The following is a 25,531-nucleotide window of genomic DNA, read 5'->3' as shown; positions in this document are numbered from 1 at the left end:
CATGCTGCAATATCTGCGCTCGCTGATCTTCAACACCCAGATGTACCTGATGATGGTGCTGATGGCGCTGTTCTTTACCCCCATCACGCTGGTCCACCGTCCGATGGCCTTCACCGCCTGCCGCACCTATTGCCGCTGGGTACGCTGGACGGCGTCGTGGATGGTCGGGTTGCGCTCGGAGTTGCGCGGAACGGTTCCCACCGGCGAATGCATCATCGCCTCCAAGCATCAGAGCTTCTTCGACATCATCATGATCGTCTCGCAGGTGCCGCGGCCGAAATTCATCATGAAGGCACAGCTGCGTTTCGTGCCCATCGTCGGCTGGTACGCCAATTGGATCGGCTGCATTCCCGTCGATCGCGGCAAGCGCGGCCAGGCGGTTCTGGAAATGAAAAAGCGGGTCGCGGCCGGGCTCAGCTCGCCGGGGCAGCTCATCATCTATCCGCAAGGGACCCGCGTCGCGCCGGATGCAAGGCTGCCCTACAAGATCGGCACCGGCGTGCTCTATGGCCAACTGGAGCAGGATTGCGTGCCCGCGGCCACCAATGTCGGCGTGTTCTGGCCGCGCTTCGGCGTGTTGCGCAAGCCGGGCCTTGCCGTGGTCGAGTTCCTGCCGGTCATCCAGCCGGGCATAAAGCAACGTGTTTTCATGACGGAACTCGAAGAGGCCGTCGAAACGGCGTCCATCCGGCTGATGGCCGAGGCTGGCTACCACGTGCCCGAATAGCGGTTTGCAAGGGGCGAGAAGCCGCGCAGCCGCGATGCTTCGAGGATCGGCCCCCAGACCTGTGGAAGCTCCGGCTGCTCGCGATGCACATGCGGACCGATCAGCTCCGCCTTTTTCCGCAACGCCTCCGCCTCCGCGTCCTTCAGACCGGAAACATAGAGAAAACCGCCCAGATGGGCGCAGCCGAGCTCCTTGAACTTGTACCGGAAGCCTTCATAGGGGGCGATCAGGAGCGTGCCCGCGCGACAGGTCTCGACCACCTGGCTTTCGAGCTGCGCCAGCGCCTTTGGGTAGCGCATGGGACGGTAGAAATAGATCACGTCCTGTTGCGGGCAGCCTTCGTATATGCGCGCGTCGGTCTCGACGATATCCGCATTTCCGATGCGCGCGCGGTGGGTGATGTCGCGGGCCAGCGCGGCATAACCCGGATCGATCTCCACCCCGGTGACGCGCTCGAAACAGGGCGCCGCGGCGAGAAGCTTCTCGCCGCTGCCGCAGCCGATATCGACGAAGCGCCGGTCTTCATAGCGCCCGAGCGCCAGCAGGACGCGGCAAGCGGCGTGGATATTCTCCAGGAAAACGGACAGTGGAAGCGAGATGTCGCTGAAAGCGCCCTCCACTTCGGTATCCGCGTCCTGTGTCAGTGTGTTGAGCAGCCGGTGCTGCCCATGGGCAAATTGATTGGCAAGCTCGGCTTGGAGCCGGCGCGGATGCAAGGGATCCTCGAACTCGGGAAAGAGCGGGCGGGCAACCGCGGGGCACTGCGCCTGCAAGAGCGCCTCGATGCGTGGCCAACTTGAGATCCACCCCCGGATCACCTGCGCCTTGACGGCATCGGCATTCCCCAGCGACATGGCGTTGGAGCGCGCCAGGTCGCCTATGGCCCGGCCAAGCTTCAGGATTTCGGGTGGTATCGCCGCGCCGGAATGTGGGAGCTTTTCCAACTCGGTGGCGAGGGACGCCACAAGCCGCCTGATCGCCGCCGTCTCCGGCCAGGTATCCTGTTTCTTCTCGCCAAATGATCGTTGCACAAGGACAGCCTCCAGAAGCCTTTCGGCAAGTCTAGAACCGGAACCCGTGAAACGGAATATCCCGCCCCGTCAGGCCTGCGCCACCCGCGGCGTCTTCATCGGTTCGGAGGCGAGCATGGCCTGCACCATCCGGTGCAGCAGGTCGCGCTTGAGCGGTTCGCGCTGCGGGTCTCCCCACAGATTGCGGATCTCGCCCGGATCCTCCTGAAGATCGAAAATCTCGCCGTCGTCGCCCTCGCGATAGACCGAGATCTTGTAGCGCGCATCGATATAGCTGGTCACATGCGGGCGCACCGTGTTGTGCCGGTTCTCGCAAAGCGCGAAATCGCGGACGCTCTCCGCCGCGCCGGTCCAGACGGGCAGTTGCGAGATACCTTGCAGATTGTCTGGCGCGCCCAGCCCGGCGGCATCCATGAAGCTCGGCATCAGGTCCACCAGCGATTGCAGCGCCTCGCTCACATGCCCCGCAGGAACCTGCCCCGGCCAGCGCACGATGAAGGGCAGCCGCAGCATGTCCTCGTAATGGAACGGCCCCTTGGCCACCAACCCATGCTGGCCGAGGAAATGCCCGTGATCGGTGGTGAAGACGATCAGCGTGTCCTCCGCCAGCCCGAGCTGTTCCAGATGGTCGAGGATGCGGCCGATCTCGTGATCGAGGAAGGACATCATGCCGTAATAGACGGCCATGTCCTTTTTCAGCGCGTCTTCGGGGTAAAGGTGGCTGGCACAACCATGGGCCTCATACGGCTCGTGCCAGCCGGCGAAGTCAGGCGCTGCCTGCTGGGTCTTCGCGAAATGCGGTGGGTTGCGGTCGTGCTCGCCAGGCGTCAACCGCCCCGGCTCCATGTCGGCGGGGTCGTACATCGTCGCCCAGGGTTCGGGCACCGTGTAGGGCGGGTGCGGATCGGGGAAGGACGTCCACAGCAGGAAAGGCGCGTCCGCTTCGGCGGCACGGTCGAGGAAGGCCATGGAGCGCTCGCCGATCCAGGTCGTGTAATGCATCTCCTCCGGCAGCGCCCAGACGCGGCCCTCGCGTGCCCAATAGGGCGCATCACTCGCCATTTCCGGCGCCTTCGACGCGGTTTCGCCCGGTAGCGGCTGGAAATACTCTTTCCAGTCCGCCAGCCCGTTCTCCTCCATCCATGCGGCGTAATGCTGGCCGACATGGGCCTCGTCGGCGTGGTTTCGGCACAGTTCGATATGATCGAAGCCGTAGAACGGGCCGTGGAAGCCGCGCCAGAAGTCCAGATTCCGCAGGATCGGCTGTTTCTCCAGCGAACCGTCCCCCGCCAGCGGCTGGAAATGCGCTTTGCCGATCAGGCCGGTGGCGTAGCCCGCCTGCGAGAGCGCCGCGCCCAGCGTCGGCACCTCCTCGGGCAGCTTGCAGCCGATAGTCCAGGCGCCGTGCTGCGACGGCATCAGCCCGGTGATGATCGAGGCGCGCGAGGGCGTGCAAGTCGGCGCGGGGCAATAGGCGCGGTCGAACCGCGTGCCCTCGGCGCAGAGCCGGTCGAGATTGGGCGTCCGGATCGCCGGGTTCACCGCGCCGAGCGCGCTGAAATGCTGCTGGTCGGTGGTGATGAGCAGGATGTTTGGGCGTTTGGTCACCGGTTTATCCTTTGCTAAAGCCGTCTGGCGCGCCTCGTGGCACGTCGTTCATCTGTTCCGCCCGGCGGCAACGCCGGGCAGCGCCCGACCTCCCCCCGGAGGGCGCTTTTGCAACGTCGCAAACCAAATCCACGTGGCGGGCATTGCGCGGCCCCGCGTGGCAGCGTCGTTGCGAACGCCCTCCAGGTCGGGCGCTGCCCTCTTCGCCTTTTACGTATGTCGGAAGCATCGTCATCCCTTCACCGCCCCGGCGAGGCCGTTGATGAAATAGCGCTGCAACAGGATGAACAGCACCACGATCGGCACGATGGAAATCGTCGCCGCCGCGGCCATGCCGGTCCAGTCGATGAACTGCTCGCCCTTGAAGGCGTAGATGCCGACCGAGAGCGTGCGGATCGCCGGGTTGGCCAGCGTCACCACCAGCGGCAGCAGGAAGTCGTTCCACGCATGCAGCACCTGCATGATCACCACCGTCACCACCATGGGCCGAGCCAGCGGCAGCATCACGTACCAGAAGATCTTCAGGAAGCTCACGCCATCCACGCGCGCCGCCTCCTCCAACTCCCGCGGGAGCTGCGCGAAATAGCCGGCGAAGAGCACGACGAAGATCACCATCGCGTGGCCGGAGGTCGCAATGGTCAACCCGAACAGGTTCGACGAAAGCCCCAGCCGCGACAGCAACTCGAAAACCGGGATGATGGTGAAGCCCTGCGGGATGAACACCGTCGCCACGAAGGAGAAGAAGAGGATGTTGCGCCCCGGAAAGCGGTAGCGGCCCAGCACGTAGCCCAGCATCGAGGTGCAGGTGGTCACGATCACCACCGAGCCCACGGTCACGATCAGCGTATTGAAGAAATAGCTGCCCATATGCGCCTCGGTCCAGGCGCGGGCGTAGTTCTCCGTCGCCCAGCTCTGCGGGATCAGGCCGGGGTTGGAGAACATCTCGGCATTGGATTTGAGCGAGGTCGAGATCATCCAGACGAAGGGATAGATCCAGATCAGGCAGATCACGGTCAGGAAAGCCGAGACGAGCCCGATCCGCCAGTTGGCCCGGTGGTCGCCATAAACGATGCGGAGCGGAGAGAGGCGCGATCTCATGAGCGGATCTCCTTGGCCCCGGCGCGGGCGCGCCGCGTGGCGATGGCCTGTCCGATGGTGAGCGAGAGCACGACGAAGCCGAAGAACACGCCCGCCGCCGCCGCGTAGCCCAGCCGCGGGATCGAGCCGTCGCCGGTGGCGAAAGCGGTGCGATAGATGAAGATCTCCATCACCTCGGAGGCGAAGAACGGCCCGCCATTGGTCATGGACATGATCAACGGGAAGACGTTGAGCGCGCCCACGGCCGAGATCAGCGTGATCGCCACGGCAAAGGGCAGCACGATGGGCAGCACGATGTACCAGACGAGCTTCGCGCCCCGACACCGGTCGAGCTTGGCACTGTCATAGACATCGTCCGGCACGGTCTGCAGCGCGGCCAGCCAGTAGATCATGGTGATGCCGAGCCATTTCCAGACATAGACGCCGATGACCGAGGGCATGACCGTGTCGGTCGAGCCGAGGAAATCCACCGGCCGCGAGATCAGCCCGAGATCGAGCAGCAAGCCGTTCACCGGCCCGTTGAAGGGCGAGAGCAGGAAGGTCCAGATGATGCCGATCACCGCGACCGGGGTCACCACGGGCAGGAAGATCATCGTCCGGAAATAGGTGCTCATTTTCAGGAGCTGGTTGTTGAGCAGCACGGCAAGCACGAGCGAGATGGTCATCTGCAGCGGCACCGTCCCCAGCAGAAAGATCAGCGAGCGCTGGAAGGCATCCCAGAAGATCGGGTCCGTGAACAGTTTCACGAAATTCCCCATGCCCACGAAGACCTTGTCGGAGTTGAAACCCGACCAGTCATGCATCGCGTAATAGCAGGCCGCGAAGATGGGATAGAATACGAACATGCCACCCAGGATCAGCCCCGGAAGCAGCATGAGGTAGTGATACCTGTATCGGTGCAATGTCTCGAACACGGTTCGCGCCTTGCCTCAAATGGGGGGTGGGGCCGCCCTCTAGGGGAGGCGGGCAGCCCCGGTCAGCCGATCATAGCGTTTCGCCATCAACCTGAGTTATCTCGTATCGTCTTTCGCGTTCGAGGCTGTGCCGAGAGACAGCGAAAGACGATTCAGGTCACGGCGAAATGCTTCAATAGTCGGCAGCTCCGAAATCCTCGTTCGGATTCCAGTTCGAGAAGACCAGGTCAGACCGATCCACCGTGGCGCCATCGGCCTTGGCCTTGGCGAAGGCGGCATCAAGCGCGGCGTTGTAGCGGTCCTTGAGGCCCTTCATCTCCTGTGCAACGCCTTTCAACTCGCCGGCGACAAGCCCCTGCACGGTGCGGGCAAAGTTCACTTCCGGCGCCTGGAAGGCCCCGATCACCTTGCCCAGCTCGGCATTGCCGACCACCGGGTTTGGCCCGACGCGGATCGCCTCGTTGAAATGCTGCAGGATCGCCTTGGAACGGTACGACATCTCCGCGCCTTCCAGCGCCTCGGGGAAGATCGGCGGATCGCCCGCACCGACGATATTGGCCCAGGCCGTCTGCCCCTCGACCGTGCCGAGATAGTGGAAAATGTCGCCCGCGATGGGGCCAAGCTCGGAGCCCTTGAAGAGCCACATCGTGTTCGGCGCCAGCGCGCCCTGACCGATGGTCAGCTTGCCAACCGGGCCTTCATCCGGCACCGGGCCGGAGGAGACGCCGAAGTCGAATTCCGGGTTCTGGCCTTCCCAGCCGCCGATATTCCACGGCCCTTGCAGGATCATGCCCGCCGCGCCCTGCGGCATGTAGGCTCGCGCCTGCGGGGCGTTCATCGACATGATGCCGGGGAAGACGGAGCCATCCGCCTGCATCGCGATCAGCAGCTCGATGGCGGCGATATAGGCATCGCTGTCGAAGACGTAATCGCCGGTGCGGAAATCGATATCCGCCTCGATCACGCTGTCGCCACCCGCGCTGGCACCCGCCATCCGGCCCATGTTGCGCACCGTCTGGCTCCAGCGGCCAAGCTGGTTGCCGCCGATGATGAAGCCGAAATAGCGGCCCTTGCCGGCCTCGGTGATCTTCTTGGCGGCGTCACGGAACTCGGTCCAGCTGAGCGGCTTGGCCTCCGGATCGTAGCCCGCCTCGGTCATGTAGGCCTTGTTGTAGAGCAGATGCGTGCCGTAGCGCTTGTTCGAGGTGAAAGGCAGGCCATAGGTCTTGCCGTCGAACTCGTTGATGCCGGGCAGGAAGGCACCGGCCGGGAAAGTCGCCTTCCAGGCGGCAATATCGGGGATGAAATCGTCATAGGGCTGCACCCAGCCCTGCGCCACGGCATCGGCCGGGTTCACGTTCTGCGGCAGCGCGAAAACGTCATGGGCGGAGTTGTTGCGCACGCCTAGAGGCACAACCTGCGCGATCTCGTTCCAGGGCAGCGCGTCATAGACCACCTCGATGCCCCGATCCTTGGCGTAATCGGCAAAGAACTTCTTGTAGAACACCGCCTTCTGGTCGCCCGAGTCGATCCAGCGGAAGGTGACGCCCTTGGGCAGATCGCCAATCGGCGCGGGTACACTTGCGGCCGCACGATGCGCCCCAAACGCGGCAGCCCCAATGACGGCGGTGGTTCCCTGGATAAAGGCACGGCGCGAAAGCCCGGTCTTGGCGAATGTCATGAGTTCCTCCCTGGCATGACGGATTCGGTTCTCCTCGCCACTGAGCCTGCGTCAAAGCTTCGATCAGTAAAAGTTGACATTTTTTAAATATCGATAACGATTATGCATCACAGTAACCGCCAAGTGGAGAGACATCATGTCCGGAGAAACCAACCTCGACGCGCTTCTCCGCAGCCTTTCCGCCAGACTGGACCCGGATCTTTACGTCTTCGCCACCGTGCGAGGCCTGCGCCCCGCCGACCTGTCCCCCCGCATGGTTTTCGAAGAGGCCGAGGGGACGACGCTGATCCTGCGAAAGGCCGAGGCCGTGGCCCGTGGCCTGGATCACGCGTTTCCCTGCCGAATGATCACGCTCGACGTGCATTCCTCGCTCGAAGCCGTCGGCTTCATCGCCTGCATCGCCACGGAGCTTGCCCGGCATGGCATGGGGGTGAACCCGGTCTCGGGCTTCTACCACGATCACCTCTTCGTGCCGGACGGGCGAGAGGACGAGGCGATGACGATCCTCGCCCGCATCGCCGAAACCGCGTGAGTCATGCTTGAGAATCTCGAAAGCCTGAAACGTTTCGTCGCCGTGGCCGAGTCCGGTTCCGTGCGCCGCGCCGCCGACCAGATCGGCCTGACACAGCCCGCGCTCACCCGCTCGATCCGCCTGTTGGAGGAGCAGGTCGGCGCGCCGCTGTTCGAACGCCGCTCGCGTGGTGTCCACCTGACATCGCTTGGCGGCCGCGTGCTGATCCACGCCCGCCACCTGCTGCGCGAAAGCCACCTCGCCGAGATCGAGATTCGCGCCCTGCGCGAAGGCGAGCGCGGCACGATCCGGGTCGCCGCGGCGCCGGTCTGGATGCACACGATCCTGCCCTATTGCATTGCCCGCATGCATGCCCGCCACCCGGCCCTTTCCGTCACGCTGGAGCCGATGGACTACACCACCGCCTCCCCGCGACTTCAGAACGGAGAGCTGGACGCGTTTTTCGGAGGGTTCCAGCGTATCGAGGGCCTGCCGAGCTTCCTCATCCGCCGGGCGCTGATGGCGGCCGAACTCACGGTTATCGGGCGCGACACGCACCCGCTGCTGTCAAAAGGCGTTGCATCGGCGCGGGACCTGCTGTCATGGCCCTGGCTCTCCTACCAGAGCGACCTGGCCTATCTCGATACCGTTCGGGACGCGATCCAGGAGGAAACCGGCACCCGCATCCACGCGGCCATCCAGTGCGAATCCATGATCACCGTGCTCGAATTGCTGCGCGAAGGCGATTTCCTCGCCCTTCTGCCGTCCTCGTCGCTGACCTCCAGCCACGGCACGGGCCTCACGATCATCCCGACGAACCTGAAGCCCATCGCCTTTCAGTCTGGCCCGATCCATCGGCGCTCGCTACAGTCCAACCAGGCGTTTCGCACCCTGCTGAGCCTCGCCGAGGAACGGATAGACGCGCTCGGGCTGCGGGCGCGGTGATCGGTCAGAGTTCGACATCTCCGCCGGAAAATGTCCACTTCTTCAGCTCGCCGAAGTTGAACACCTTCTCATAACCCAGCTTGCGAAACGCCTTGCCCGCCATGGTCGCACGCGACCCGGACAGACAGTAGAGGATCACGGGCTTTCCCTGCTTGAGCGCCGGATGGCACTCCGCCGAGGCTGGATCCGCCATGCGCGCGACCTGTCCCACCGGGATATTGACCGCCCCCTTGGCATGGCCGCCGCCAAATTCATGCGCCTCGCGCACATCCACCAGGACGGCCTGGTTTTTCTTCATCATCGCGATGGCTTTCAGCGGTTCAATCGGAACCGCACCCGCCGCAAAAGGGTTCATCATGGTCAGAAACATTCGTCGCGCCTCACATTCGATTGATCGAATATATCTGTCTGCCGACAGATTCTTCAATGGGTTCGAGCGATTCCTTTGCAGTTTTGTCAAGCGTGGAGCGTCGCCCCGTGTGGAAAGGACGCGCCCGAACGGCCGCCAGCTTTCCGGCGCGGGTCGCTCATCGGGCACGCAACCTCCTATCAACGCGGCCGCAATCCACCTCCGGCCGCGCGCACGCTCTCCTGCAGCCACGGTTGCAAGGCGTTTTCTACCGCCCGACAAAAAAACGGGCCGCGTTCCGAAGAACGCGGACCCGCCACGGAAGCCGGGCCTCCCCGCCCAGCCGCCGAAACCTCAGCTCAACCAGCGCTTGCGGCGCCGGTAGGAGCGGACATCGCGGAAAGACTTCCGCCCGTCATCGCCCATGCCGAGGTAGAACTCCTTCACATCCGGATTTTCCCGCAACTCCGCGGCCGGCCCGTCCATCACCACGCGGCCCGATTCCAGGATGTAGCCGTAATGGGCAAAGCGCAGCGCCACGTTCGTGTTCTGCTCCGCCAGCAGGAAACTGACGCCCTCGCCCTCGTTGACCGCTTTCACGATCTCGAAAATCTGCTCCACGAGCTGCGGCGCCAACCCCATCGAGGGCTCGTCGAGCAGGATCGTCTCCGGCCGGCTCATCAACGCCCGCCCGATCGCACACATCTGCTGCTCGCCGCCCGAGGTATAACCCGCCTGGCTCCGCCGCCGCTCCTTCAGCCGCGGAAAATAGTTATAGACCATCTCCAGGTCGGCCTCGATCGCGGCCTTGCCATCGCCGCGCGTATAGGCGCCGGTCAACAGGTTCTCTTCGACCGTCAGATGCCCGAAGCAATGCCGGCCCTCCATCACCTGGATCACGCCCTTCTTGACCAGCTTGGCCGGGTCGAGATCCTGCACGACTTCGCCCTTGTATTTCACCGAGCCCTTCGTCACCTCGCCCCGCTCCGAATGCAGCAGGTTCGAAATGGCCTTGAGCGTGGTCGTCTTGCCCGCCCCATTGCCACCGAGCAACGCCGTGATCCCACCCTTGGGCACCGAGAGCGACACGCCCTTCAGCACGAGGATCACGTGATTGTAGATCACCTCGATATTGTTGACCTCGAGCAGCGTCTCGGCCGTCACGTCAGGAGTGGAATCCAGCATCGCGTTCTTCTTCCTGGGAAAAATACTCAAATCCCGCCGGCAGCCAAAAACGCTGCCGGCGGGCCGTGAGTGGTGGCCTTAGTTACAGGCCTCGTTCATCGGCCATGGAGCGTTGGCCTCGGCATATTCCATTGCCTTGGCCTCCTCCAGCGGCGTGATGAATTCTGCGTCCGCCATCAGCAGGTCCGATGCCTTGACGAACTTCTCGCCATCCCATTCCAGCATCCAGGCGCCCGAATGGCCGGTATGGTTGGAACAGGAGGTCGAGAAAGGCGGCACCATGCCGGTCATACCCAGCTCCGCCAGACGTTCCTCGGTGACGTTGAGATTCTCAAGCCCCCAGCGCAGCTGCTCGGCATTGATCTCGGCCACGCCGAACTCGCCCTGCGCGGCGGCGATCGCCTCGGTCAGGAACATCGACATGACGAGACCCCGCTGATAGAAGACCGAGTTCGGATCCTCGACCGTGCTGAGGCCCTTGTCGAGCACATGGGTCTTCAGGTCGGCCATCATCGGCGCATCGGGCATCGGGAACGACCAGGAGATCGACTTGTAGCCCTTGCCGGCCTCGCCGACCTGCTTGAGGTCCGCATCATGCCCGGCCCACCACACGCCGATGAAATTCTCCATCGGGAACTTGGTCTTCACGGCCTCGGCAATGGCCGACGCGTTCATCGCGCCCCAGCCCCACATGACGACGTAATCGGGGCGTTCGCGGCGGATCTGCAGCCACTGGGCGGACTGGTTCTGCATCTCCTTCAGGCCAACCGGCACCAGCTTCAGCTCGAAGCCGTATTCCTCGGCCATCGCCTCCAGAACCGGGATCGGCTCCTTGCCGAACGGATGGTCGAGATGGAGCAGAACCACCTTCTTGCCGTTCAGGCTGCTCATGTCGCCGCCGCCGAGATACTGCATGATCATCGAAGCGCCGTCCCAATAGGACGCCGGCGGGTTGAACGCCCACTGGAACACCTTGCCATTGGCCATCGGCGAGAAGCCGTAGCCCGGCGCAAGGATCGGGATCATGTCGGTATTGGTCTTGGGCAGCACCTGCAGCGTGATGCCGGTGGACCATGGCTGGGTCACGATGGCATTGGCCTTGGTGCGCTCATAGCATTCCACGCCCTTCTCGGTGGAATAGCCGGTCTCGCATTCCTCGAAATCGATCATGACCCCGCCAACGCCGCCATCGCGTTCGTTGAGCATGGTCATGTAATCCTTCTGGCCATCCATCAGCGGGATGCCGGTCGAGGCGAAGGGGCCGGTGCGATAGGCCAGGTTGGGCGCGAAAAGGCCCTCGGCGAAAGCCGGGGCGGCGAGGCCGAGGCTCAAGGCAGAGGCCAGGGCCAGCTTGGTAAAGGTCTTCATGTTTCTCCTCCCTGATGGAACATGGTCGACGTTGCGGTTGGTGGGGTTTTCCCCGGTTTGTTATTCGGTTTGACCAATGCCCTAATGCGGGAACGGCCAGATGGTCAGTTTCTCCCGGATCAGCCGCCAGAGCTGGTTCAGCCCATGCGGTTCGATAATCAGGAAGAAGATGATGAGCGAGCCCACGATCATGATGTTGAGATGCTCCAGCAGCGCCGATTCGACATGGATCCCGAGCACCGAGGGCACGGTGTTCAGCACCACCGGCAGCCCGACGATCAGGATCGCACCGAGGTAATTGCCCATGATCGAGCCAAGCCCGCCGATGATGGCGATGAACAGCACGCGGAAACTGAGCGGGATGTCGAACAGGTTCGGTTCGGCCGCGCCGCGCCACATGAAGACGAAGAGCGCTCCGGCGACGCCGACGACATAGGACGACACCGCAAAGGCCGTGAGCTTGGATTTCATCAGGTTGATGCCGATCAGTTCCGCCGCGATATCCATGTCCCGCGTCGCCTTCCACGTCCGGCCGAGATTGCCGCGCGTGAGGTTGATGCAGAGATAGGTCAGCAGCGTCACGATGAAGAGCACGACATAATACTGCGTCATCGAGCTAGCCTGAGGGCCGGAAACATAGACCCCGAACATGTCGAGGTTCGGCACCTGGATCGCGCCGGAGGCGTTGTAATTGTAGAGCCAGGCCCATTTCTCGAACAGCCAGACCAGGAAGAACTGCGCCGCCAGCGTGGCAATGGCGAGGTAGAAACCCTTGATCCGAAGCGAGGGGATGCCGAACATCACGCCGACACCGGCGGAGAACACGCCCGAAAGCAGGATCGCGATGATCGGGTTCATCCACGGCATCAGCGTGATCATCTTGTAGCAGGCATAGGCCCCCACGCCCATGAAGGCGCCGGTGCCGAGCGAAAGCTGGCCCGCGAAGCCCGTCAGGATGTTCAACCCGAGGGCGGCCAGCGAATAGATCAGGATCGGGGTCAGGATCGTCTGGAAGGTGAATTCGGATGCGGTCAGCGGAAAGACCACCCAGGCGCAGATCAGGATCACGCCCAGCAGGAACGCATCCTGCTTGATCGGAAACAGCGCCTGATCCGCCCTGTAGGAGGTCTTGAACTGGCCAGCCGTGCGGTAGAGCATCAGGCGTTTTCCTCATCTTCGTAGAGTTCGGGGTTGCGGTGCTGTTCCGGCACGGCGCGCCGCGGCGGCTTGGCATAGCCGGTGGCCTCGGAATGGCGCACCAGCCAGAGATAGGCCCAGATCCCGGCCCCCGCGCCGAGCACGGCGAGGATCAGCGCGGTCATCAACTGCCCGGTCGAGTCCCCGTTCGCCGTCAGGGCGAGGTAGCCGAAGGCCCAGAAACCCGCCCAGGCGACCACGTTCAGAATTGCAATCAGCTTTGCCAAATCCTCGTCCTTCCCATCTCCCCGCCGGGCCGGTTCGCGCGCCGGCCCGGCGGGTTCAAATGCCTCACACTCGTTCGATGATCTTCTCGCCAAACAGCCCCTGCGGCCGGAACAGCAGCACCACCAGCGCCAGCACATAGGCAAACCAGCTCTCGGTATTGCCGCCCAGCAGCGGCGCGCCCCAGTAGATCTCGAACATCTTTTCCAGCATGCCGATCATCAGCCCGCCGATAATCGCGCCGGTGATCGATTCCAGCCCGCCCAGCATCAGCACCGGCAGCGCCTTGTAGGCGATCACTTCCAGCGCGAAGGACACGCCCGCGCGGCTGCCCCAGGCAATGCCCGTCACCAGCGCGATGATCCCCGCAATGAACCACACCAGAACCCAGATCGTCTGCAGCGAGATTCCGACCGACAGCGCCGCCTGGTGGTCGTCGCCCAGCGCCCGGATCGCCCGGCCCATCCGCGTCTTGTTGAGAAACACCAGCAGCGAGACCACCAGCGCGGCGGCCACCAGAACCGCCGTTATGTCGATATGCTGCAGGATCAGCAGCCCGCCGAACGGCTCCAGCACGAAATCGCCCGTGGGAATGCCCAGCTCGGAGGTGATCATCAGCTTGTTCTCGCCGCCGAAGATGATCTCGCCAAAGCCGATCAGGAACAGCGTGATACCGATCGTGGCCATGAACAGGATGATATCGGGCTGCCCGACCAGCGGCCGCAGCACGATCCGCTCGATGCTGACCGCCAGCCCGAACATCACCGCCAGCGTCAGCGCCACCGAGATCCAGGCCGGCACGCCCATCTCGTGCAGCCCCACCAGCGTCAGCGCCGCGAAGACCACCATGATGCCCTGCGCGAAGTTGAAGATCCGGCTGGAGCGGAAGATAAGCACGAAGCCCAACGCGATCAGCGCATAGAGAACGCCCGAAACCAGCCCCTCCCAGAGCACCTGCATCAGGAAATCGGGGGCGGCGATCATGTCCGCGAAGGGCGCGATGAAGATCGCGTTCAGGATTTCCATGGGCTCGCCTCCTCGACACGGTTGATATTGGCGCTCGTCCGGGGGACCGGCACATTCACGTAGCCGAGCCAGATGCAGGCAGAGCCACACCCGAGCCCGAGCCAGCCGGCCTTGCGCTTGTCCTCACTCATGCGGCACCCCCAGGTAAGCGTCGATCACGTTCTGATCGTTGCGCACCTCGTCGGGCGTGCCGTCGCCGATCTTCTTGCCGTAATCCATCACGACGACCCGGTCCGAGAGGTCCATCACCACGCCCATATCGTGTTCGATCAGGGCAATCGTGGTGCCGAATTCATCGTTCACATCGAGGATGAAGCGGGACATGTCCTCCTTCTCCTCGACATTCATCCCCGCCATTGGCTCGTCCAGCAGCAGCAGCGACGGCTCGGCGGCCAGCGCGCGCGCCAACTCGACCCGCTTCTTCAACCCGTAGGGAAGCCGGCCCACCGGCGTCTTGCGAATGGCCTGGATTTCGAGGAAGTCGATGATCTTCTCCACCTGGTCGCGGTTGAAGACCTCCTCTCGCTCGGCCTTGCCCCACCAGAGCGCCTGCTCCCAGAGCGACGCCTTCATATGCGTCAGCCGCCCGGTCATGACGTTGTCGAGCACCGTCATCCCCTCGAACAGCGCGATATTCTGGAAGGTGCGGCCCACGCCCATCCGCGCCACCTCGTAGGGCTTCATCGCCGGACGCACCGCGCCCTTGTACCAGACCTCGCCCTCCTGCGGGTGGTAGAAACCACTGATAACATTGAGCATCGAGGATTTCCCGGCGCCGTTCGGCCCGATGATCGCGCGGATCTCGCCCTCGCGGATGTCAAAGGAAATATCCTTGATCGCCACCACGCCTCCGAATTTCAGCGTGATGTTCTTCATCTCCATCAGGCAGCCGCCAATGGTACGGCCGTCCGGGGTCTCATAGGGTTCGTACATGTCCTTCATTCGGCGGCAACCTCGTGATGGCGGGGCGTCACGGTCCTGGCGTCGACCAGCTTCAGCGTGGCGGAGATGCTGCCCTTGCGGCCATCCTCGTAGGTCACTTCCGTCTTGGTGAAGATCGTGTCCGAGCCGTCATAGAGCGCCTCCAGCAGATCGGCGTATTTCTCCTCGATCTTGCCACGGCGCACCTTGCGCGTGCGGGTCATCTCGCCGTCATCGGCGTCGAGTTCCTTGTGCAGCACCAGGAAGCGATGGATCTGGCAGGCCGAGAGCATGTCGTCCTGCGCGACCGAGGCGTTGACCTCCTCGACATGGGATTTGATCGTCTCCAGCACCTGCGGATGGCCCGCCAGCTCCTGGTAGGAGGCATAGGCGATATTGTTCCGCTCGGCCCAGTTGCCGACCGCCGTCAGGTCGATATTGATGAAGGCCGTGCAGCGGTCGCGGCCATTGCCGAACACCACGGCTTCCAGGATGTCGGGGAAGAACTTCAACTTGTTCTCGACATATTTGGGCGCGAACATATGGCCATCGGCCATCTTGCCCACGTCCTTGGCCCGGTCGATGATCCGCAGGTGCCCGGTCCCCTCCTCGAAGAACCCGGCATCGCCCGTGGCGACCCACCCTTCCGCATCCTTGGTCGAGGCCGTGCTCTCGGGATTGTTGTAATACTCCACGAAGGTGCCCGGCGAGCGATAGAAGATCTCGCCCTTGTCGTCGATCTTGATCTCCACGCCCGGCGAGACGACTCCCACCGTATCGGCGCGCACCTCGTTATCGGGCTGCTGGGCAATGAAAACGCTGGCCTCGGTCTGACCGTAAAGCTGCTTCAGGTTGATCCCCAGCGAGCGATAGAAGTCGAAGATCTCCGGCCCGATCGCCTCGCCCGCGGTGTAGCCGACGCGCACGCGGGAAAAGCCCAGCGTGTTCTTCAACGGCCCGTAAATGGCAAACTCGCCCAGCGCATAGCGCATCCGGTCCAGCATCCCCACGGGCTTGCCATCGAGGATCTGCGGCCCGACCCGCTTGGCCAGGTCCATGTAATGCCGGAACAGCCAGCGCTTGAGCTTGCTGGCATCCTCCATGCGGATCATCACCTGCGTCAGCTGGGTCTCGAAAACCCGCGGCGGGGCGAAGTAATAGGTGGGCGCGATCTCCTTGAGATCGGTCATCATCGTCTCGGCGCTTTCCGGACAGTTCACGCAGAACCCGTTCCAGAGCGCCTGCCCCATGGAAAAGATGAAATCCCCGACCCAGGCCATCGGCAGATAGGCGAGGATCTCGTCATCCACCCGCAGATGATCGAATTCGGAGGTATTCTTCGAGGTCTCGATGATGTTGCGGTTCGACAGAACCACGCCCTTGGGCTTGCCCGTCGTGCCGGAGGTGTAAAGCATCACGCAGGTGCTGTCGTATGTCAGTTCCGCCTCGCGCCGGCGCAACTCCTCCTCGTGCCGGTAATGCGACGCGCGGCCTTCCTCCTGGATGTCATGCAGCCAGTTCAGGTGCTCGTGGTCGTATTTCCGCATGCCCCGCTTGTCGTGATAGAGCACATGGTCGATCTGGTGCAGTTGGTCCTGCACGTCGATCACCTTGTCCACCTGCTCCTGGTCGCCGCAAACGACGAAACGCGCGCCACAATGGCCCAGCACATAGGCCGCTTCCTCGGCCACCGCGTCTGCATAGAGCGGCACCGGCACCGCACCGCACATCTGCGCGGCGATCATCGCCCAGTAATGGTCCGGCCGGTTGCGCCCGATGATGGCAACATGGTCGCCCCGCTCCATCCCCAGCGACAGAAAACCGAGCGCCAACCACTCGATCTCCTGCGCCGCTTCGGCCCAGGTCCAGCTCTGCCAGATTCCATATTCCTTTTCCCGATAGGCGGGTCTGTCGCCAAACTTCTGCGCATTGCGGCGCAGAAGCGCGGGAACGGAACACAGCTCGCCCGAGGGCGTTGCGGTCGCGTTCAAGTGATGTCCTCCCCTGGTGCCGTTTCGACACCTCAGCCTTTGCGGCTTTGGGCTACTATAGGACGGGACGAAGGCGACTCGTCAAATAATTTCTGAACGTACGTTCAAATAAAAATCGCTGCAACGCAGCGTGTTAGAACGCTGCACACGCAGCAAATCTCGGACCCACCTTGCCGAACCGATCACCGCTCCGGTCCGCGATCTCAGCTCTTTGGATAGTGAATGGTCACGCGCGTGCCGATCGCAACGCGTTCATACAGATCGACAACGGCCTCGTTGGTCAGACGGATGCAGCCCGAGGAAACAGAACGTCCGATGGTCCAGGGCTGCGGCGTGCCGTGGATGCGGTAACGCGTGTCGCGCCCGCCGCGATACAGGTACATCGCCCGCGCGCCGAGCGGATTCTCTGGCCCGCCCGGCAGCCCGCCGGCCCATTTGGCATAAACCTGCGGTTCGCGCCGGATCATGTTGGCCGTCGGCGTCCAGCTGGGCCATTCCGCCTTGCGCCCGACCACGGCCGAGCCACGCAGGTTGCGCCCCTCCTCGCCGATGGCCACGCCGTAGCGAATGGCCTGTTCCGGTGCCGCGATGTAATAGAGATAGTAGCGTCCAAGCTCGATATGGATGGTTCCGGGCGCAAATTCCGGCCGGACCTTGACCAGCTTTGGCTCGAACTGCTTGTCCAGCTTGAATTCTTTTTTCTGCTTCGCCAGCGCCAGCCCGGGCGCGGCAAGCCCGGCGGTGGCGGTGGCAAGAAAGACCCTGCGAGAAATCATGGCGGCACCTCATCTATACGCGCCCAGCCTGCCACGCCTCGCGCGGAACGATCAACCGCAGCGCCGGGATTGGGTATCACAACGTTGGCACCGTTGAGCCAAAACAACAAGAGCCCCGCCGGGTGGCGAGGCTCCTGCAATAATTTCAATGGCTTCAGACCGGCGACTTGGTCTTGCGCAGATAGGGAAGAACGGCGTCGAATTCGCCGAATTTCTCCTTGGCCGCTGCGTCATCCAGCGCCAGCGAGATAATCACGTCCTGGCCCATGGTCCAGTTGGCAGGCGTCGCGATCGGCGCCCCGGACGTGGCTTGCAGCGCGTCCAGCGCGCGCAGCACCTCGGCGAAGTTGCGGCCGACCGACATCGGGTAGGTCATGGAGAGCTGCAGCTTCTTGTCGGGGGAGATGATGAAGACCGAACGCACCGAGGCACTGTCGGCAGCCGTGCGGCCATCGGGCATGTAGGCTTCAGCCGGCAGCATGTCGAACGCCTTGGAAACCTCGAGGCTCTCGTCGGCAATGATCGGGAAAGGCACCGGGGCTTCGGCGTATTTCTCGATATCGGCGATCCACTGCTTGTGCTCTTCCACGCCGTCCACCGAGAGGCCGATCACCTTGGTGTTCCGCTTTTCCCATTCCTCGGCGAGTTGCGCGACCGCGCCGAACTCGGTGGTGCAGACGGGCGTGAAATCTTTCGGGTGCGAGAAAAGAATCGCCCAGCTGTCGCCAATCCAGTCGTGAAACTGGATCTCACCCTGGCTGGTTTCAAATTTCAGATCCGGGACGATGTCATTAATGCGAAGGCCCATTATATGGCTCCCTGTAAGTGTACGGTTCGCGTGTCCCGAGTTGAGATAGGTTCTAAATCGAAGATGTGAAGGCCGATCTTGCGGCCTCCCCTCAGCGGTGACAGTGTGTCGCGAATTGAAGTCTACGGCGAAGGAAACGTCATGATCGAAAAACGCCAGTTCTATATCGACGGCGCCTGGGTGGACCCGGTCGTTGCCAAGGATTTCCCGGTGATCGACCCCTCGACCGAGGAGGAGGTCGCGGTGATCTCTCTGGGCGATCAGGCCGACACCGATGCCGCCGTGGCCGCAGCCAATGCCGCCTTCCCGGCCTGGGCCGCGACCGATCCGGCCGAGCGCGTGGCGCTGGTCGAGAAGATCCTCGAGGTCTACAACGCCCACGCCGAGGAAATGGCGCAGGCGATGACGCTCGAAATGGGCGCGCCGATCTCCATGTCGCGCAGCTCGCAGGTCACCTCCGGCTCCTGGCATATCGAGGGCTTCCTCGAGACGATGAAGGATTTCGAGTTCGTCCGGAAGCTGAACGACCACTCCCCGAACGACCGGATCATCATGGAGCCGATCGGCACCGTGGCGATGATCACGCCGTGGAACTGGCCGATGAACCAGGTGGCGCTCAAGGTGATCCCGGCGCTTCTGGCGGGCTGCACGATGGTGCTGAAGCCCTCCGAAATCGCGCCGCTTTCCTCGCTTCTCTGGACCGAGATCCTCGACGAGGCGGGCGTCCCGGCCGGCGTCTACAACATGGTCAACGGCGATGGGCCGGGCGTGGGCAGCCAGCTGTCCGCCCATCCGGGCATCGACATGGTGAGCTTCACCGGCTCCACCCGCGCCGGCATCCTGATCTCCAAGGCCGCCGCCGACACGCTCAAGCGCGTCAGCCTGGAGTTGGGCGGCAAGGGGGCCAACCTGGTCTTTGCCGATGCGGACGCCAAGGCGGTGGAGCGCGGCGTGCGCCACATGATGCAGAATACCGGCCAGTCCTGTAACGCGCCCTCGCGGATGCTGGTGCAGCGCGAGATCTATGACCAGACGGTCGAGGCCGCGCGCCAAGCCGCCGAGAACACGTCCGTCGCCTCCGCGCATGAAGAGGGCCGCCACATGGGTCCGCTGGTCAGCCAGATGCAGTGGGACAAGGTGCAGGGCCTGATCGAGAAGGGCATCGCCGAGGGCGCCCGCCTCGTCGCCGGTGGCCCGGGCCGCCCCGAGGGGCTCAACCGTGGCTACTTCGTTCGCCCGACCGTCTTTGCCGATGTCACCAACGACATGACCATCGCGCGCGAGGAGATCTTTGGCCCGGTCCTCTCGATCATCCCCTTCGACACCGAAGAGGAAGCGGTGCGGATCGCCAATGACACTGTCTATGGCCTGACCAACTACGCCCAGACACAGGACCCGGAGCGCCAGCGCCGCATGGCCCATGCGCTCAAGGCCGGCATGGTCGAGATCAACGGCAAGAGCCGCGCCAAGACCGCGCCCTTTGGCGGCATCAAGCAGTCCGGCAATGGCCGCGAGGGCGGCGAGTTCGGGCTGGAGGATTTCCTCGAAGTGAAGGCCGTCGGCGGCTATCCGGCTGAATAGGTAACATGCGGCGCCCGTTCCGCGGGCGCCGCCCCCTACGGCAAGCCGTGCCAGCGCCTGCCCGTGGGATGGCGCTGCAACGGTTATGCAGAACGCTTCATCGTGACGATCCGAAGAAGGTCTTGGCTTCCCGCCAGCTTCACCAAAGCGCCAGCCCGCCGGGACGGGCAGGCGCTGGCACGGCGCCTTCGGCTTGATTCCGTGCCCTAAGCAAGGCCCGTAAGGCCTACCCCTCCCGCGCCCCGCGATACCAGCGCACCAGCGCCGCGCGGTCCGCCGCTTCCATGTAATTCGCAACACCCGGCGGCATGGCATGGGTCACGCCCGCCTGCAGGTAGATCTCCCGCGCATGGCGCGCCACGTCGCTCTGGGTGACGAGCTTCACGCCCTTTGGCGGCACCCCGATCCCCTCCCAGGCTGGCTCCGGCGCATGACACATGGAACAATTGTTCACCACCACTTCAAAGGCATCCTCGAACCCCTCCGCCTCGGCATAGCGCAACTGGGCCGGGCTGAGCGCCTCCTCCTCCCAGCCCTCGTCCTCGCCATAAAGCGGCGCCATCGACAGCGCCACGATGGCCGCGAACAGCAGCGCCGTTGCGCCCCATGTCCAGAGCGGCCCCTTCTTGGGGTGATCGCTCGCGTGCTTGGTGTTGAAGTAATGCCGGATCGTCACCCCCATCAGGAAGACGAGGCTGGCGATCAGCCAGTTCCACTCGCTGGCAAAGGCCAGCGGGTAATGGTTCGACAGCATCAGGAAGATGACCGGCAGCGTCAGGTAATTGTTATGCGTCGAACGCTGCTTGGCGATCTTGCCGTATTTCGCGTCCGGCACCCGCCCCGCCTTCAGATCCGCCACCACGATCCGCTGGTTGGGAATGATGATGAAGAACACGTTGGCCGACATGATCGTCGCCGTGAACGCCCCCAGATGCAGCAGCGCCGCGCGGCCCGAGAAGATCTGGCAATAGCCCCAGGCCATCGCCACAAGAATCACGTAGAGCAGAAGCATCAGCTTGGTGTTGTCGTCACCGAATTTCGACTTGCAGATCCGGTCATAGGCGAGCCAGCCGATGGTGAGCGAGGCCGCCGAGATCACGATTGCCAGCCAGGTCGGAATATCCAGCACTGCCGGATCGACAAGATAGAGATCCGCCCCGAGATAATAGACCAGCACCAGCATCAGCGCGCCCGAGAGCCAGGTCGTGTAGCTCTCCCACATGTGCCAGGTCAGATGATCGGGCAGCCGCTCCGGCGCCACGAGGTATTTCTGGATGTGATAGAAGCCGCCGCCATGCACCTGCCATTCCTCGCCATGGGCGAGCGGCGGCATGCCCGGCGCCTTTCGCAGGCCAAGGTCCAACGCAATGAAGAAGAAGGACGAGCCGATCCAGGCAATCGCGGCGATGACATGCAGCCAGCGCACCGCGAATTCCGCCCAGGCCCAGAGAATTGTCATGTCCATCGCGCGCACTCCTGATCGATTGCCCCGAGCGTCCCGCAATCGCGGCCCAAGATCAAATCGAAAGCAACAGGCAACGGCAGGCTTGCCGCCCGCTACGTGCATCGACTAGGAAATGGGCAACATCTCGGAACTGCCCGCGAAAACGGCGGCAGATCACCGGGACAAGGTCCTCCGGCACATTTCGCCGGTACATCCCAGGAAAAATGTCGAAAGTAGCCGCATGCCTACAATTGAATCGATGAACCCCGATATTCCGCTCTTTGCCCGCACGGGCATCAATCTCGCCTCCGCCGGTCTCGGCGCGAAGCCGGTCTCTGCCTCGGACGAGTTTTTCGCGCCGGTGGAGCGGATGCTGGCCGATTCCGAACCGATCTTCATTCCCGACAAGTTTGACGATCATGGCAAGTGGATGGATGGCTGGGAAACCCGCCGGCGGCGCGGCGGTGGCCATGACCATGCGATCATCAAGCTCGCCGCCCCGGGCCGCCTGCTCGGCTTCGACGTGGACACGCGCCATTTCACCGGCAATTACGCACCCGCCTGCCGGATCGAGGCCGCCTCCACCAAGGAGATCACCGAGGACACGCTCTGGGCCGAGATCCTGCCCCACCAGCCGCTCGGGCCCAGCGCCCAGCATTATTTCCGCTGCCAGAGCTTCGAAAGCTGGACCCACCTCCGGCTGCACATCTACCCCGATGGCGGCGTCGCCCGCCTGCGCGCCTATGGCGTTCCCGAGCTGGACGCGACCGGCGACGGGCAGGAGATCGATCTGGCCGCGGCGCTCAATGGCGGCCGCATCCTCGCCATGTCAGACGCCCATTTCGGCGACTACAGGCGGCTTCTGGCCCCAGGGCGCGGCATCAACATGGGCGAAGGCTGGGAAACCCGGCGCCGGCGCGAGCCGGGCTATGACTGGATGGTCATCGCGCTCGGCGCGCGCGGGTTCATCGACGGGCTGCGCGTGGACACGGCGCATTTCAAGGGCAATTTCCCCGACCGCTGCTCGCTTCAGGCCGCGGACCTGCAAAGCTTCGGCGACGGGCTGACCCAGGCGCTGGTCACCGATTCGATGTTCTGGAAGACGGTCCTGCCCGAGGTCAAACTCGGCCCGGACGCGATCCATGATTTCCGCGAAGAACTGCAGGATCTCGGCCCCGTGACCCATATCCGCTTCAACATCTTCCCCGATGGCGGCGTCAGCCGGCTGCGGGTGCTCGGCCGCCCGGCCGGACCCGCGCTCTAGCGCGAGACGAGCAGGTAACCGCGCGAACGGTTGTTATTGTCCGAATCGGGCGTGTTCATCGCGCCGAACAGCGTTGCCGCCTCGACCCAAACAGGCGGATACTTGTAGCGCGACACATCGAGGATCAGGAACCGGTCCGTGTCGGCGTCATAGGCGCCGAGCGGCGAGATATGCCCGCCGCGCTCCTGCCCGATCCCGGCGCGCAGGTAGTTCACCAGAACGAAGCTCTCATCATCCTCGATGCTGGCGGTGGCGGCGCTGCGGAAGGCGTCCAGCGAGCTGTCCTCGGCGTGGTGGACCTTGGCCGAGACCTCATGCGCGCCGAACATGCCCGCCAACTCGTCCAGCGTGAGCCCGGAGCGCTCGAGCACGGCGCGCGGCTTCACGGCCTCGGTCTCCGGCGTGAAGACATTCTCCTGATCGAACAGGCCGAGCCCCAGCGTCATGTCCGATTTCGGCCGCTCCACCTCTAGCGCATTCAGAACCATGGCGATCGTGGCCGGCCCGCAAAAGGCCGGGTGCACCTGGTTGGTGAAATGGATGCCGAGATCGAAATAATCCGCATTGGCCTCCGACGACATCAGCAGCTTGCCGCCCTCGTCGCTGTTGAGGGCAATCAGGCTTTCCGGCAGGGGCAACGTTTCGGCAGAGACCGCGATTGCAGTGCCAAGAACGAACAGACTGGAAAGGAAAAGTCGCATCGGGAACCTCGCGCAAGAATGGGATGTCTCAACGTCTTGAAAGCAATTCCCCTAGGGTAACCTCAGTCAAAGATTCGAACAACGCTTCCGCCGGAACGAAAACGGGCGCCCGCAGGCGCCCGTTCGTTCAATCTTTCGAAACCGTCTGTCAGCGGCGCGAGGGCGCCTTGCGCTGGCGCTTCTTGCCGCGCAGGTTCGATTTCTCGATCAGGCCCTCGTACTGGTGGGCCAGCATGTGCGATTGGACCTGCTGGATCGTGTCCATCGTCACCGAGACGACAATCAGGACCGAGGTGCCGCCGAAATAGAACGGGATCGACAGCTGGCTGCGCAGGATCTCCGGCAGCAGCGCCACCATCGCCAGGTAGGACGAGCCGAGCACCAGCACGCGCATCACGACATACTCGAGATATTCCGCCGTCTTCTTGCCCGGCCGGATCCCCGGAACGAAGCCGTTCTGGTTCTTCAGGTTGTCGGCGACGTCATCCACCTTGAACGACACGTTGAGCGTGTAGAAATAGGTGAAGAAGACGATCATCGACGCAAAGAACAGCAGGTAGAGCGGCTGTCCAGGACCGAAATAGGCCAGGATCGTGGACATGACCGGGCCGGAATTGCCGCCCGAGAAGGTCGCGATCGTCGTCGGCAGCAGCAGCAGCGAGGAGGCGAAGATCGCCGGGATGACGCCGGCGGGGTTTACCTTGACGGGCAGGTGCGAGGAGCCGCCGTCATAAACCTTCATGCCGACCTGCCGGCGCGGATATTGGATGTGGATCTTGCGCAGCGCGCGCTCCATGAAGACCACGAAGGCGACAAGCGCGACCATCATCAGGATGATGCCGATGATCACCACAGGCGAGATCGCACCGGAGCGGCCGGAGGCCAGGAAACGCGCCAAAGCCGCGGGGATCTCGGCGACGATGCCGACGAAGATGATCAGCGAGATGCCGTTGCCGATGCCGCGGGCGGTGATCTGTTCGCCCAGCCACATCAGGAACATCGTGCCGCCGACCAGCGTGATCAGCACGGCCGCGCGGAAGAACCAGCCCGGATCATGGGCAAGCCCGCCTGCCTCGAGGCTGACCGCAAGGCCATAGGCCTGGAAGGTGGCCAGGAACACGGTGCCGTAGCGCGTGTACTGGTTGATCTTCTTGCGGCCCTGTTCGCCCTCTTTCTTGAGCTGCTCCAGCGCCGGCACCATCGAGGCCAGAAGCTGGATGATGATCGAGGCCGAGATATAGGGCATGATGCCGAGGGCAAAGATGCCCATCCGGCCAAGTGCGCCGCCGGTGAACATGGTCAGGATGCCACCGATACCGGCGGAGGCCTGATCCATGAAGTCGCGGAGCGCCTGTCCGTCGATGCCGGGCACGGGGATATAGGTGCCGAGGCGATAGACGATCAGAAGCCCGATGGTGAAGAAGATGCGCTGACGGAGCTCGGTCGCTTTGCCAAGCGCACCCCAGCTCATGTTCGCCGCCATTTGCTCTGCTGCAGATGCCATTCGCGGTCTCTCTTGTGCATGCGCCGCCGAACCGTTTCCCGGTCGGCGGCGCTGGAAAACTTAGGGGCTTAAGTAAGGGGCATCGTCGCCCCCCACAACCTCTTATTCGGCCGCTGCCGCCTTCGTGACAGTCAGCGAGCCGCCAGCCTTCTCGACGGCCTCGACGGCCGACTTGGACGCGCCGGAGACCTGAAGCTCGACCTTGGCCGAGAATTCGCCCTTGGCGAGAACGCGGACACCGTCCAGCTGACGGCGCACCATGCCGGAAGCAACGAGCGCCTCTTCGGTGATCGGCGCGGAGGTGTCGATCTTGCCGGCGTCGATGAATTTCTGAAGGATGCCGAGGTTCACGACGGCCCAGGACTTGCGGTTCGGCTTGTTGAAGCCACGCTTGGGCAGACGCATGTAGAGCGGCATCTGGCCGCCTTCGTAGCCGTTCAGAGCCACACCCGAGCGGGATTTCTGACCCTTGATACCACGGCCGGCGGTCTTGCCCTTGCCGGAACCGGCACCACGGGCGATGCGCTTCTTGGACGGGGTCGAGCCCGCGGCGGGGCTGAGTTCGTGCAGTTTCATGTCGCTTCTCCTTGCCGGATGCGGCCCCCAGCGACGGGAGCGGCCGAACACGGCATTTCTTGTTGATTGAGTCGGATCCCGGAGGACCACCGGGCGCATC

The 25,531-nt window shown here is 63.4% G+C and carries 25 protein-coding genes; 5 read left to right on the top strand and 20 right to left on the bottom strand.

Translation table 11 applies throughout. The features are described 5' to 3' along the window. The first annotated feature begins 1 nt into the window (after window position 1). Window positions 2-727 carry a lysophospholipid acyltransferase family protein gene (locus AX756_RS19160; RefSeq protein WP_068315609.1) on the top strand — a complete coding sequence of 242 codons (726 nt, stop codon included), beginning with the start codon at window positions 2-4 and terminating at the stop codon, window positions 725-727. Here AX756_RS19160 and AX756_RS19155 read toward each other — a convergent pair. From AX756_RS19155 to AX756_RS19135, 5 genes are all read right to left on the bottom strand, one after another. Continuing rightward, window positions 709-1,758: a class I SAM-dependent methyltransferase gene (locus tag AX756_RS19155; protein WP_068315606.1), complete on the bottom strand. Its 1,050-nt coding sequence runs from the start codon at window positions 1,756-1,758 to the stop codon at window positions 709-711. The two genes, AX756_RS19160 and AX756_RS19155, sit on opposite strands and share 19 nt — an antisense overlap. A gap of 69 nt (window positions 1,759-1,827) precedes the next feature. Next, the gene (locus AX756_RS19150; RefSeq protein ID WP_068315602.1) at window positions 1,828-3,366 is read right to left on the bottom strand and encodes a sulfatase family protein; all 1,539 of its coding nucleotides are present in this window, start codon (window positions 3,364-3,366) and stop codon (window positions 1,828-1,830) included. 231 nt (window positions 3,367-3,597) lie between these two features. After that, window positions 3,598-4,464 (bottom strand): carbohydrate ABC transporter permease, encoded by an 867-nt coding sequence (locus tag AX756_RS19145; RefSeq protein WP_068315600.1) that lies wholly within the window; start codon window positions 4,462-4,464, stop codon window positions 3,598-3,600. Beyond that, on the bottom strand, window positions 4,461-5,378 hold the full coding sequence (locus AX756_RS19140; protein ID WP_231701102.1) for a carbohydrate ABC transporter permease: 918 nt from the start codon (window positions 5,376-5,378) through the stop codon (window positions 4,461-4,463). Before AX756_RS19140 ends, AX756_RS19145 begins: the two co-directional genes overlap by 4 nt. A gap of 172 nt (window positions 5,379-5,550) precedes the next feature. Further along, window positions 5,551-7,059 (bottom strand): ABC transporter substrate-binding protein, encoded by a 1,509-nt coding sequence (locus tag AX756_RS19135; protein ID WP_068315594.1) that lies wholly within the window; start codon window positions 7,057-7,059, stop codon window positions 5,551-5,553. A 136-nt stretch (window positions 7,060-7,195) separates the two neighbouring features. Between AX756_RS19135 and AX756_RS19130 the strand changes: the two genes are divergently transcribed. Next, window positions 7,196-7,591, top strand: coding sequence for an ACT domain-containing protein (locus AX756_RS19130; RefSeq protein ID WP_068315591.1), 396 nt, complete (start codon window positions 7,196-7,198; stop codon window positions 7,589-7,591). A gap of 3 nt (window positions 7,592-7,594) precedes the next feature. Beyond that, complete coding sequence (locus tag AX756_RS19125) at window positions 7,595-8,515, top strand: LysR family transcriptional regulator (protein WP_068315588.1); 921 nt, start codon at window positions 7,595-7,597, stop codon at window positions 8,513-8,515. 4 nt (window positions 8,516-8,519) lie between these two features. Here the strand turns inward: AX756_RS19125 and AX756_RS19120 are convergent, their stop codons facing one another. The 11 genes from AX756_RS19120 to AX756_RS19075 form a co-directional block, all read right to left on the bottom strand. Beyond that, window positions 8,520-9,053: a rhodanese-like domain-containing protein gene (locus AX756_RS19120; protein WP_156461570.1), complete on the bottom strand. Its 534-nt coding sequence runs from the start codon at window positions 9,051-9,053 to the stop codon at window positions 8,520-8,522. Window positions 9,054-9,218: 165 nt separating this feature from the next. Continuing rightward, the gene (locus AX756_RS19115; protein WP_068315582.1) at window positions 9,219-10,049 is read right to left on the bottom strand and encodes an ABC transporter ATP-binding protein; all 831 of its coding nucleotides are present in this window, start codon (window positions 10,047-10,049) and stop codon (window positions 9,219-9,221) included. Window positions 10,050-10,127: 78 nt separating this feature from the next. Further along, window positions 10,128-11,417, bottom strand: coding sequence for an ABC transporter substrate-binding protein (locus tag AX756_RS19110; protein WP_068315567.1), 1,290 nt, complete (start codon window positions 11,415-11,417; stop codon window positions 10,128-10,130). Between the two features lie 81 nt (window positions 11,418-11,498). Further along, the gene (locus AX756_RS19105; protein WP_068315564.1) at window positions 11,499-12,575 is read right to left on the bottom strand and encodes a branched-chain amino acid ABC transporter permease; all 1,077 of its coding nucleotides are present in this window, start codon (window positions 12,573-12,575) and stop codon (window positions 11,499-11,501) included. Continuing rightward, entirely contained in the window at window positions 12,575-12,841 is a 267-nt protein-coding gene (locus AX756_RS19100; protein ID WP_068315562.1) for a hypothetical protein, read from the bottom strand. Before AX756_RS19100 ends, AX756_RS19105 begins: the two co-directional genes overlap by 1 nt. Window positions 12,842-12,905: 64 nt before the next feature. Continuing rightward, entirely contained in the window at window positions 12,906-13,859 is a 954-nt protein-coding gene (locus AX756_RS19095; protein WP_068315738.1) for a branched-chain amino acid ABC transporter permease, read from the bottom strand. After that, window positions 13,853-13,996 (bottom strand): hypothetical protein, encoded by a 144-nt coding sequence (locus tag AX756_RS25745; RefSeq protein ID WP_156461569.1) that lies wholly within the window; start codon window positions 13,994-13,996, stop codon window positions 13,853-13,855. Before AX756_RS25745 ends, AX756_RS19095 begins: the two co-directional genes overlap by 7 nt. Continuing rightward, on the bottom strand, window positions 13,989-14,807 hold the full coding sequence (locus AX756_RS19090) for an ABC transporter ATP-binding protein (protein WP_068315560.1): 819 nt from the start codon (window positions 14,805-14,807) through the stop codon (window positions 13,989-13,991). The genes AX756_RS25745 and AX756_RS19090 overlap by 8 nt, the downstream gene beginning before the upstream one ends. After that, window positions 14,804-16,777 (bottom strand): AMP-binding protein, encoded by a 1,974-nt coding sequence (locus AX756_RS19085; RefSeq protein ID WP_068315557.1) that lies wholly within the window; start codon window positions 16,775-16,777, stop codon window positions 14,804-14,806. Before AX756_RS19085 ends, AX756_RS19090 begins: the two co-directional genes overlap by 4 nt. A 203-nt stretch (window positions 16,778-16,980) precedes the next feature. Continuing rightward, on the bottom strand, window positions 16,981-17,553 hold the full coding sequence (locus AX756_RS19080) for a L,D-transpeptidase (protein ID WP_068315554.1): 573 nt from the start codon (window positions 17,551-17,553) through the stop codon (window positions 16,981-16,983). A gap of 154 nt (window positions 17,554-17,707) precedes the next feature. Next, window positions 17,708-18,361, bottom strand: coding sequence for a peroxiredoxin (locus AX756_RS19075; protein ID WP_068315551.1), 654 nt, complete (start codon window positions 18,359-18,361; stop codon window positions 17,708-17,710). Between the two features lie 141 nt (window positions 18,362-18,502). Here AX756_RS19075 and AX756_RS19070 point away from each other — a divergent pair, with 141 nt between their 5' ends. Next, complete coding sequence (locus AX756_RS19070; RefSeq protein WP_068315547.1) at window positions 18,503-19,942, top strand: aldehyde dehydrogenase family protein; 1,440 nt, start codon at window positions 18,503-18,505, stop codon at window positions 19,940-19,942. Between the two features lie 226 nt (window positions 19,943-20,168). Here AX756_RS19070 and AX756_RS19065 read toward each other — a convergent pair whose 3' ends face one another. Continuing rightward, window positions 20,169-21,407: a urate hydroxylase PuuD gene (locus AX756_RS19065; protein WP_068315544.1), complete on the bottom strand. Its 1,239-nt coding sequence runs from the start codon at window positions 21,405-21,407 to the stop codon at window positions 20,169-20,171. A gap of 220 nt (window positions 21,408-21,627) precedes the next feature. Between AX756_RS19065 and alc the strand changes: the two genes are divergently transcribed. Further along, window positions 21,628-22,650 carry an allantoicase gene (gene alc / locus AX756_RS19060; protein WP_068315540.1) on the top strand — a complete coding sequence of 341 codons (1,023 nt, stop codon included), beginning with the start codon at window positions 21,628-21,630 and terminating at the stop codon, window positions 22,648-22,650. Here the strand turns inward: alc and AX756_RS19055 are convergent. The 3 genes from AX756_RS19055 to rplO form a co-directional block, all read right to left on the bottom strand. Next, the gene (locus AX756_RS19055) at window positions 22,647-23,351 is read right to left on the bottom strand and encodes a phytochelatin synthase family protein (protein ID WP_068315537.1); all 705 of its coding nucleotides are present in this window, start codon (window positions 23,349-23,351) and stop codon (window positions 22,647-22,649) included. The two genes, alc and AX756_RS19055, sit on opposite strands and share 4 nt — an antisense overlap. Before the next feature lie 148 nt (window positions 23,352-23,499). Then, a complete protein-coding gene (gene secY, locus AX756_RS19050) occupies window positions 23,500-24,855 on the bottom strand; it encodes a preprotein translocase subunit SecY (RefSeq protein WP_068315534.1) in 1,356 nt (451 codons plus the stop codon). 102 nt (window positions 24,856-24,957) lie between these two features. Then, entirely contained in the window at window positions 24,958-25,431 is a 474-nt protein-coding gene (gene rplO / locus AX756_RS19045; RefSeq protein ID WP_068315531.1) for a 50S ribosomal protein L15, read from the bottom strand. Between the last annotated feature and the right edge of the window lie 100 nt (window positions 25,432-25,531).

The organism is Aliiruegeria sabulilitoris, assembly GCF_001558155.1.
Taxonomy (GTDB): domain Bacteria; phylum Pseudomonadota; class Alphaproteobacteria; order Rhodobacterales; family Rhodobacteraceae; genus Tropicimonas; species Tropicimonas sabulilitoris.
This window is presented reverse-complemented; position numbering and strand designations above follow the sequence as displayed.

Coding starts and splice junctions, on each gene's coding strand:
- AX756_RS19110 (WP_068315567.1), bottom strand. CDS start 11,417: ATGAAGACCTTTACCAAGCTGGCCCTGGCCTCTGCCTTGAGCCTCGGC.
- AX756_RS19160 (WP_068315609.1), top strand. CDS start 2: ATGCTGCAATATCTGCGCTCGCTGATCTTCAACACCCAGATGTACCTG.
- AX756_RS19055 (WP_068315537.1), bottom strand. CDS start 23,351: ATGCGACTTTTCCTTTCCAGTCTGTTCGTTCTTGGCACTGCAATCGCG.
- secY (WP_068315534.1), bottom strand. CDS start 24,855: ATGGCATCTGCAGCAGAGCAAATGGCGGCGAACATGAGCTGGGGTGCG.
- AX756_RS19115 (WP_068315582.1), bottom strand. CDS start 10,049: ATGCTGGATTCCACTCCTGACGTGACGGCCGAGACGCTGCTCGAGGTC.
- AX756_RS19105 (WP_068315564.1), bottom strand. CDS start 12,575: ATGCTCTACCGCACGGCTGGCCAGTTCAAGACCTCCTACAGGGCGGAT.
- AX756_RS19080 (WP_068315554.1), bottom strand. CDS start 17,553: ATGATTTCTCGCAGGGTCTTTCTTGCCACCGCCACCGCCGGGCTTGCC.
- AX756_RS19125 (WP_068315588.1), top strand. CDS start 7,595: ATGCTTGAGAATCTCGAAAGCCTGAAACGTTTCGTCGCCGTGGCCGAG.
- AX756_RS19065 (WP_068315544.1), bottom strand. CDS start 21,407: ATGGACATGACAATTCTCTGGGCCTGGGCGGAATTCGCGGTGCGCTGG.
- AX756_RS19075 (WP_068315551.1), bottom strand. CDS start 18,361: ATGGGCCTTCGCATTAATGACATCGTCCCGGATCTGAAATTTGAAACC.
- AX756_RS25745 (WP_156461569.1), bottom strand. CDS start 13,996: ATGAGTGAGGACAAGCGCAAGGCCGGCTGGCTCGGGCTCGGGTGTGGC.
- AX756_RS19130 (WP_068315591.1), top strand. CDS start 7,196: ATGTCCGGAGAAACCAACCTCGACGCGCTTCTCCGCAGCCTTTCCGCC.
- rplO (WP_068315531.1), bottom strand. CDS start 25,431: ATGAAACTGCACGAACTCAGCCCCGCCGCGGGCTCGACCCCGTCCAAG.
- AX756_RS19090 (WP_068315560.1), bottom strand. CDS start 14,807: ATGAAGGACATGTACGAACCCTATGAGACCCCGGACGGCCGTACCATT.
- alc (WP_068315540.1), top strand. CDS start 21,628: ATGCCTACAATTGAATCGATGAACCCCGATATTCCGCTCTTTGCCCGC.
- AX756_RS19145 (WP_068315600.1), bottom strand. CDS start 4,464: ATGAGATCGCGCCTCTCTCCGCTCCGCATCGTTTATGGCGACCACCGG.
- AX756_RS19070 (WP_068315547.1), top strand. CDS start 18,503: ATGATCGAAAAACGCCAGTTCTATATCGACGGCGCCTGGGTGGACCCG.
- AX756_RS19135 (WP_068315594.1), bottom strand. CDS start 7,059: ATGACATTCGCCAAGACCGGGCTTTCGCGCCGTGCCTTTATCCAGGGA.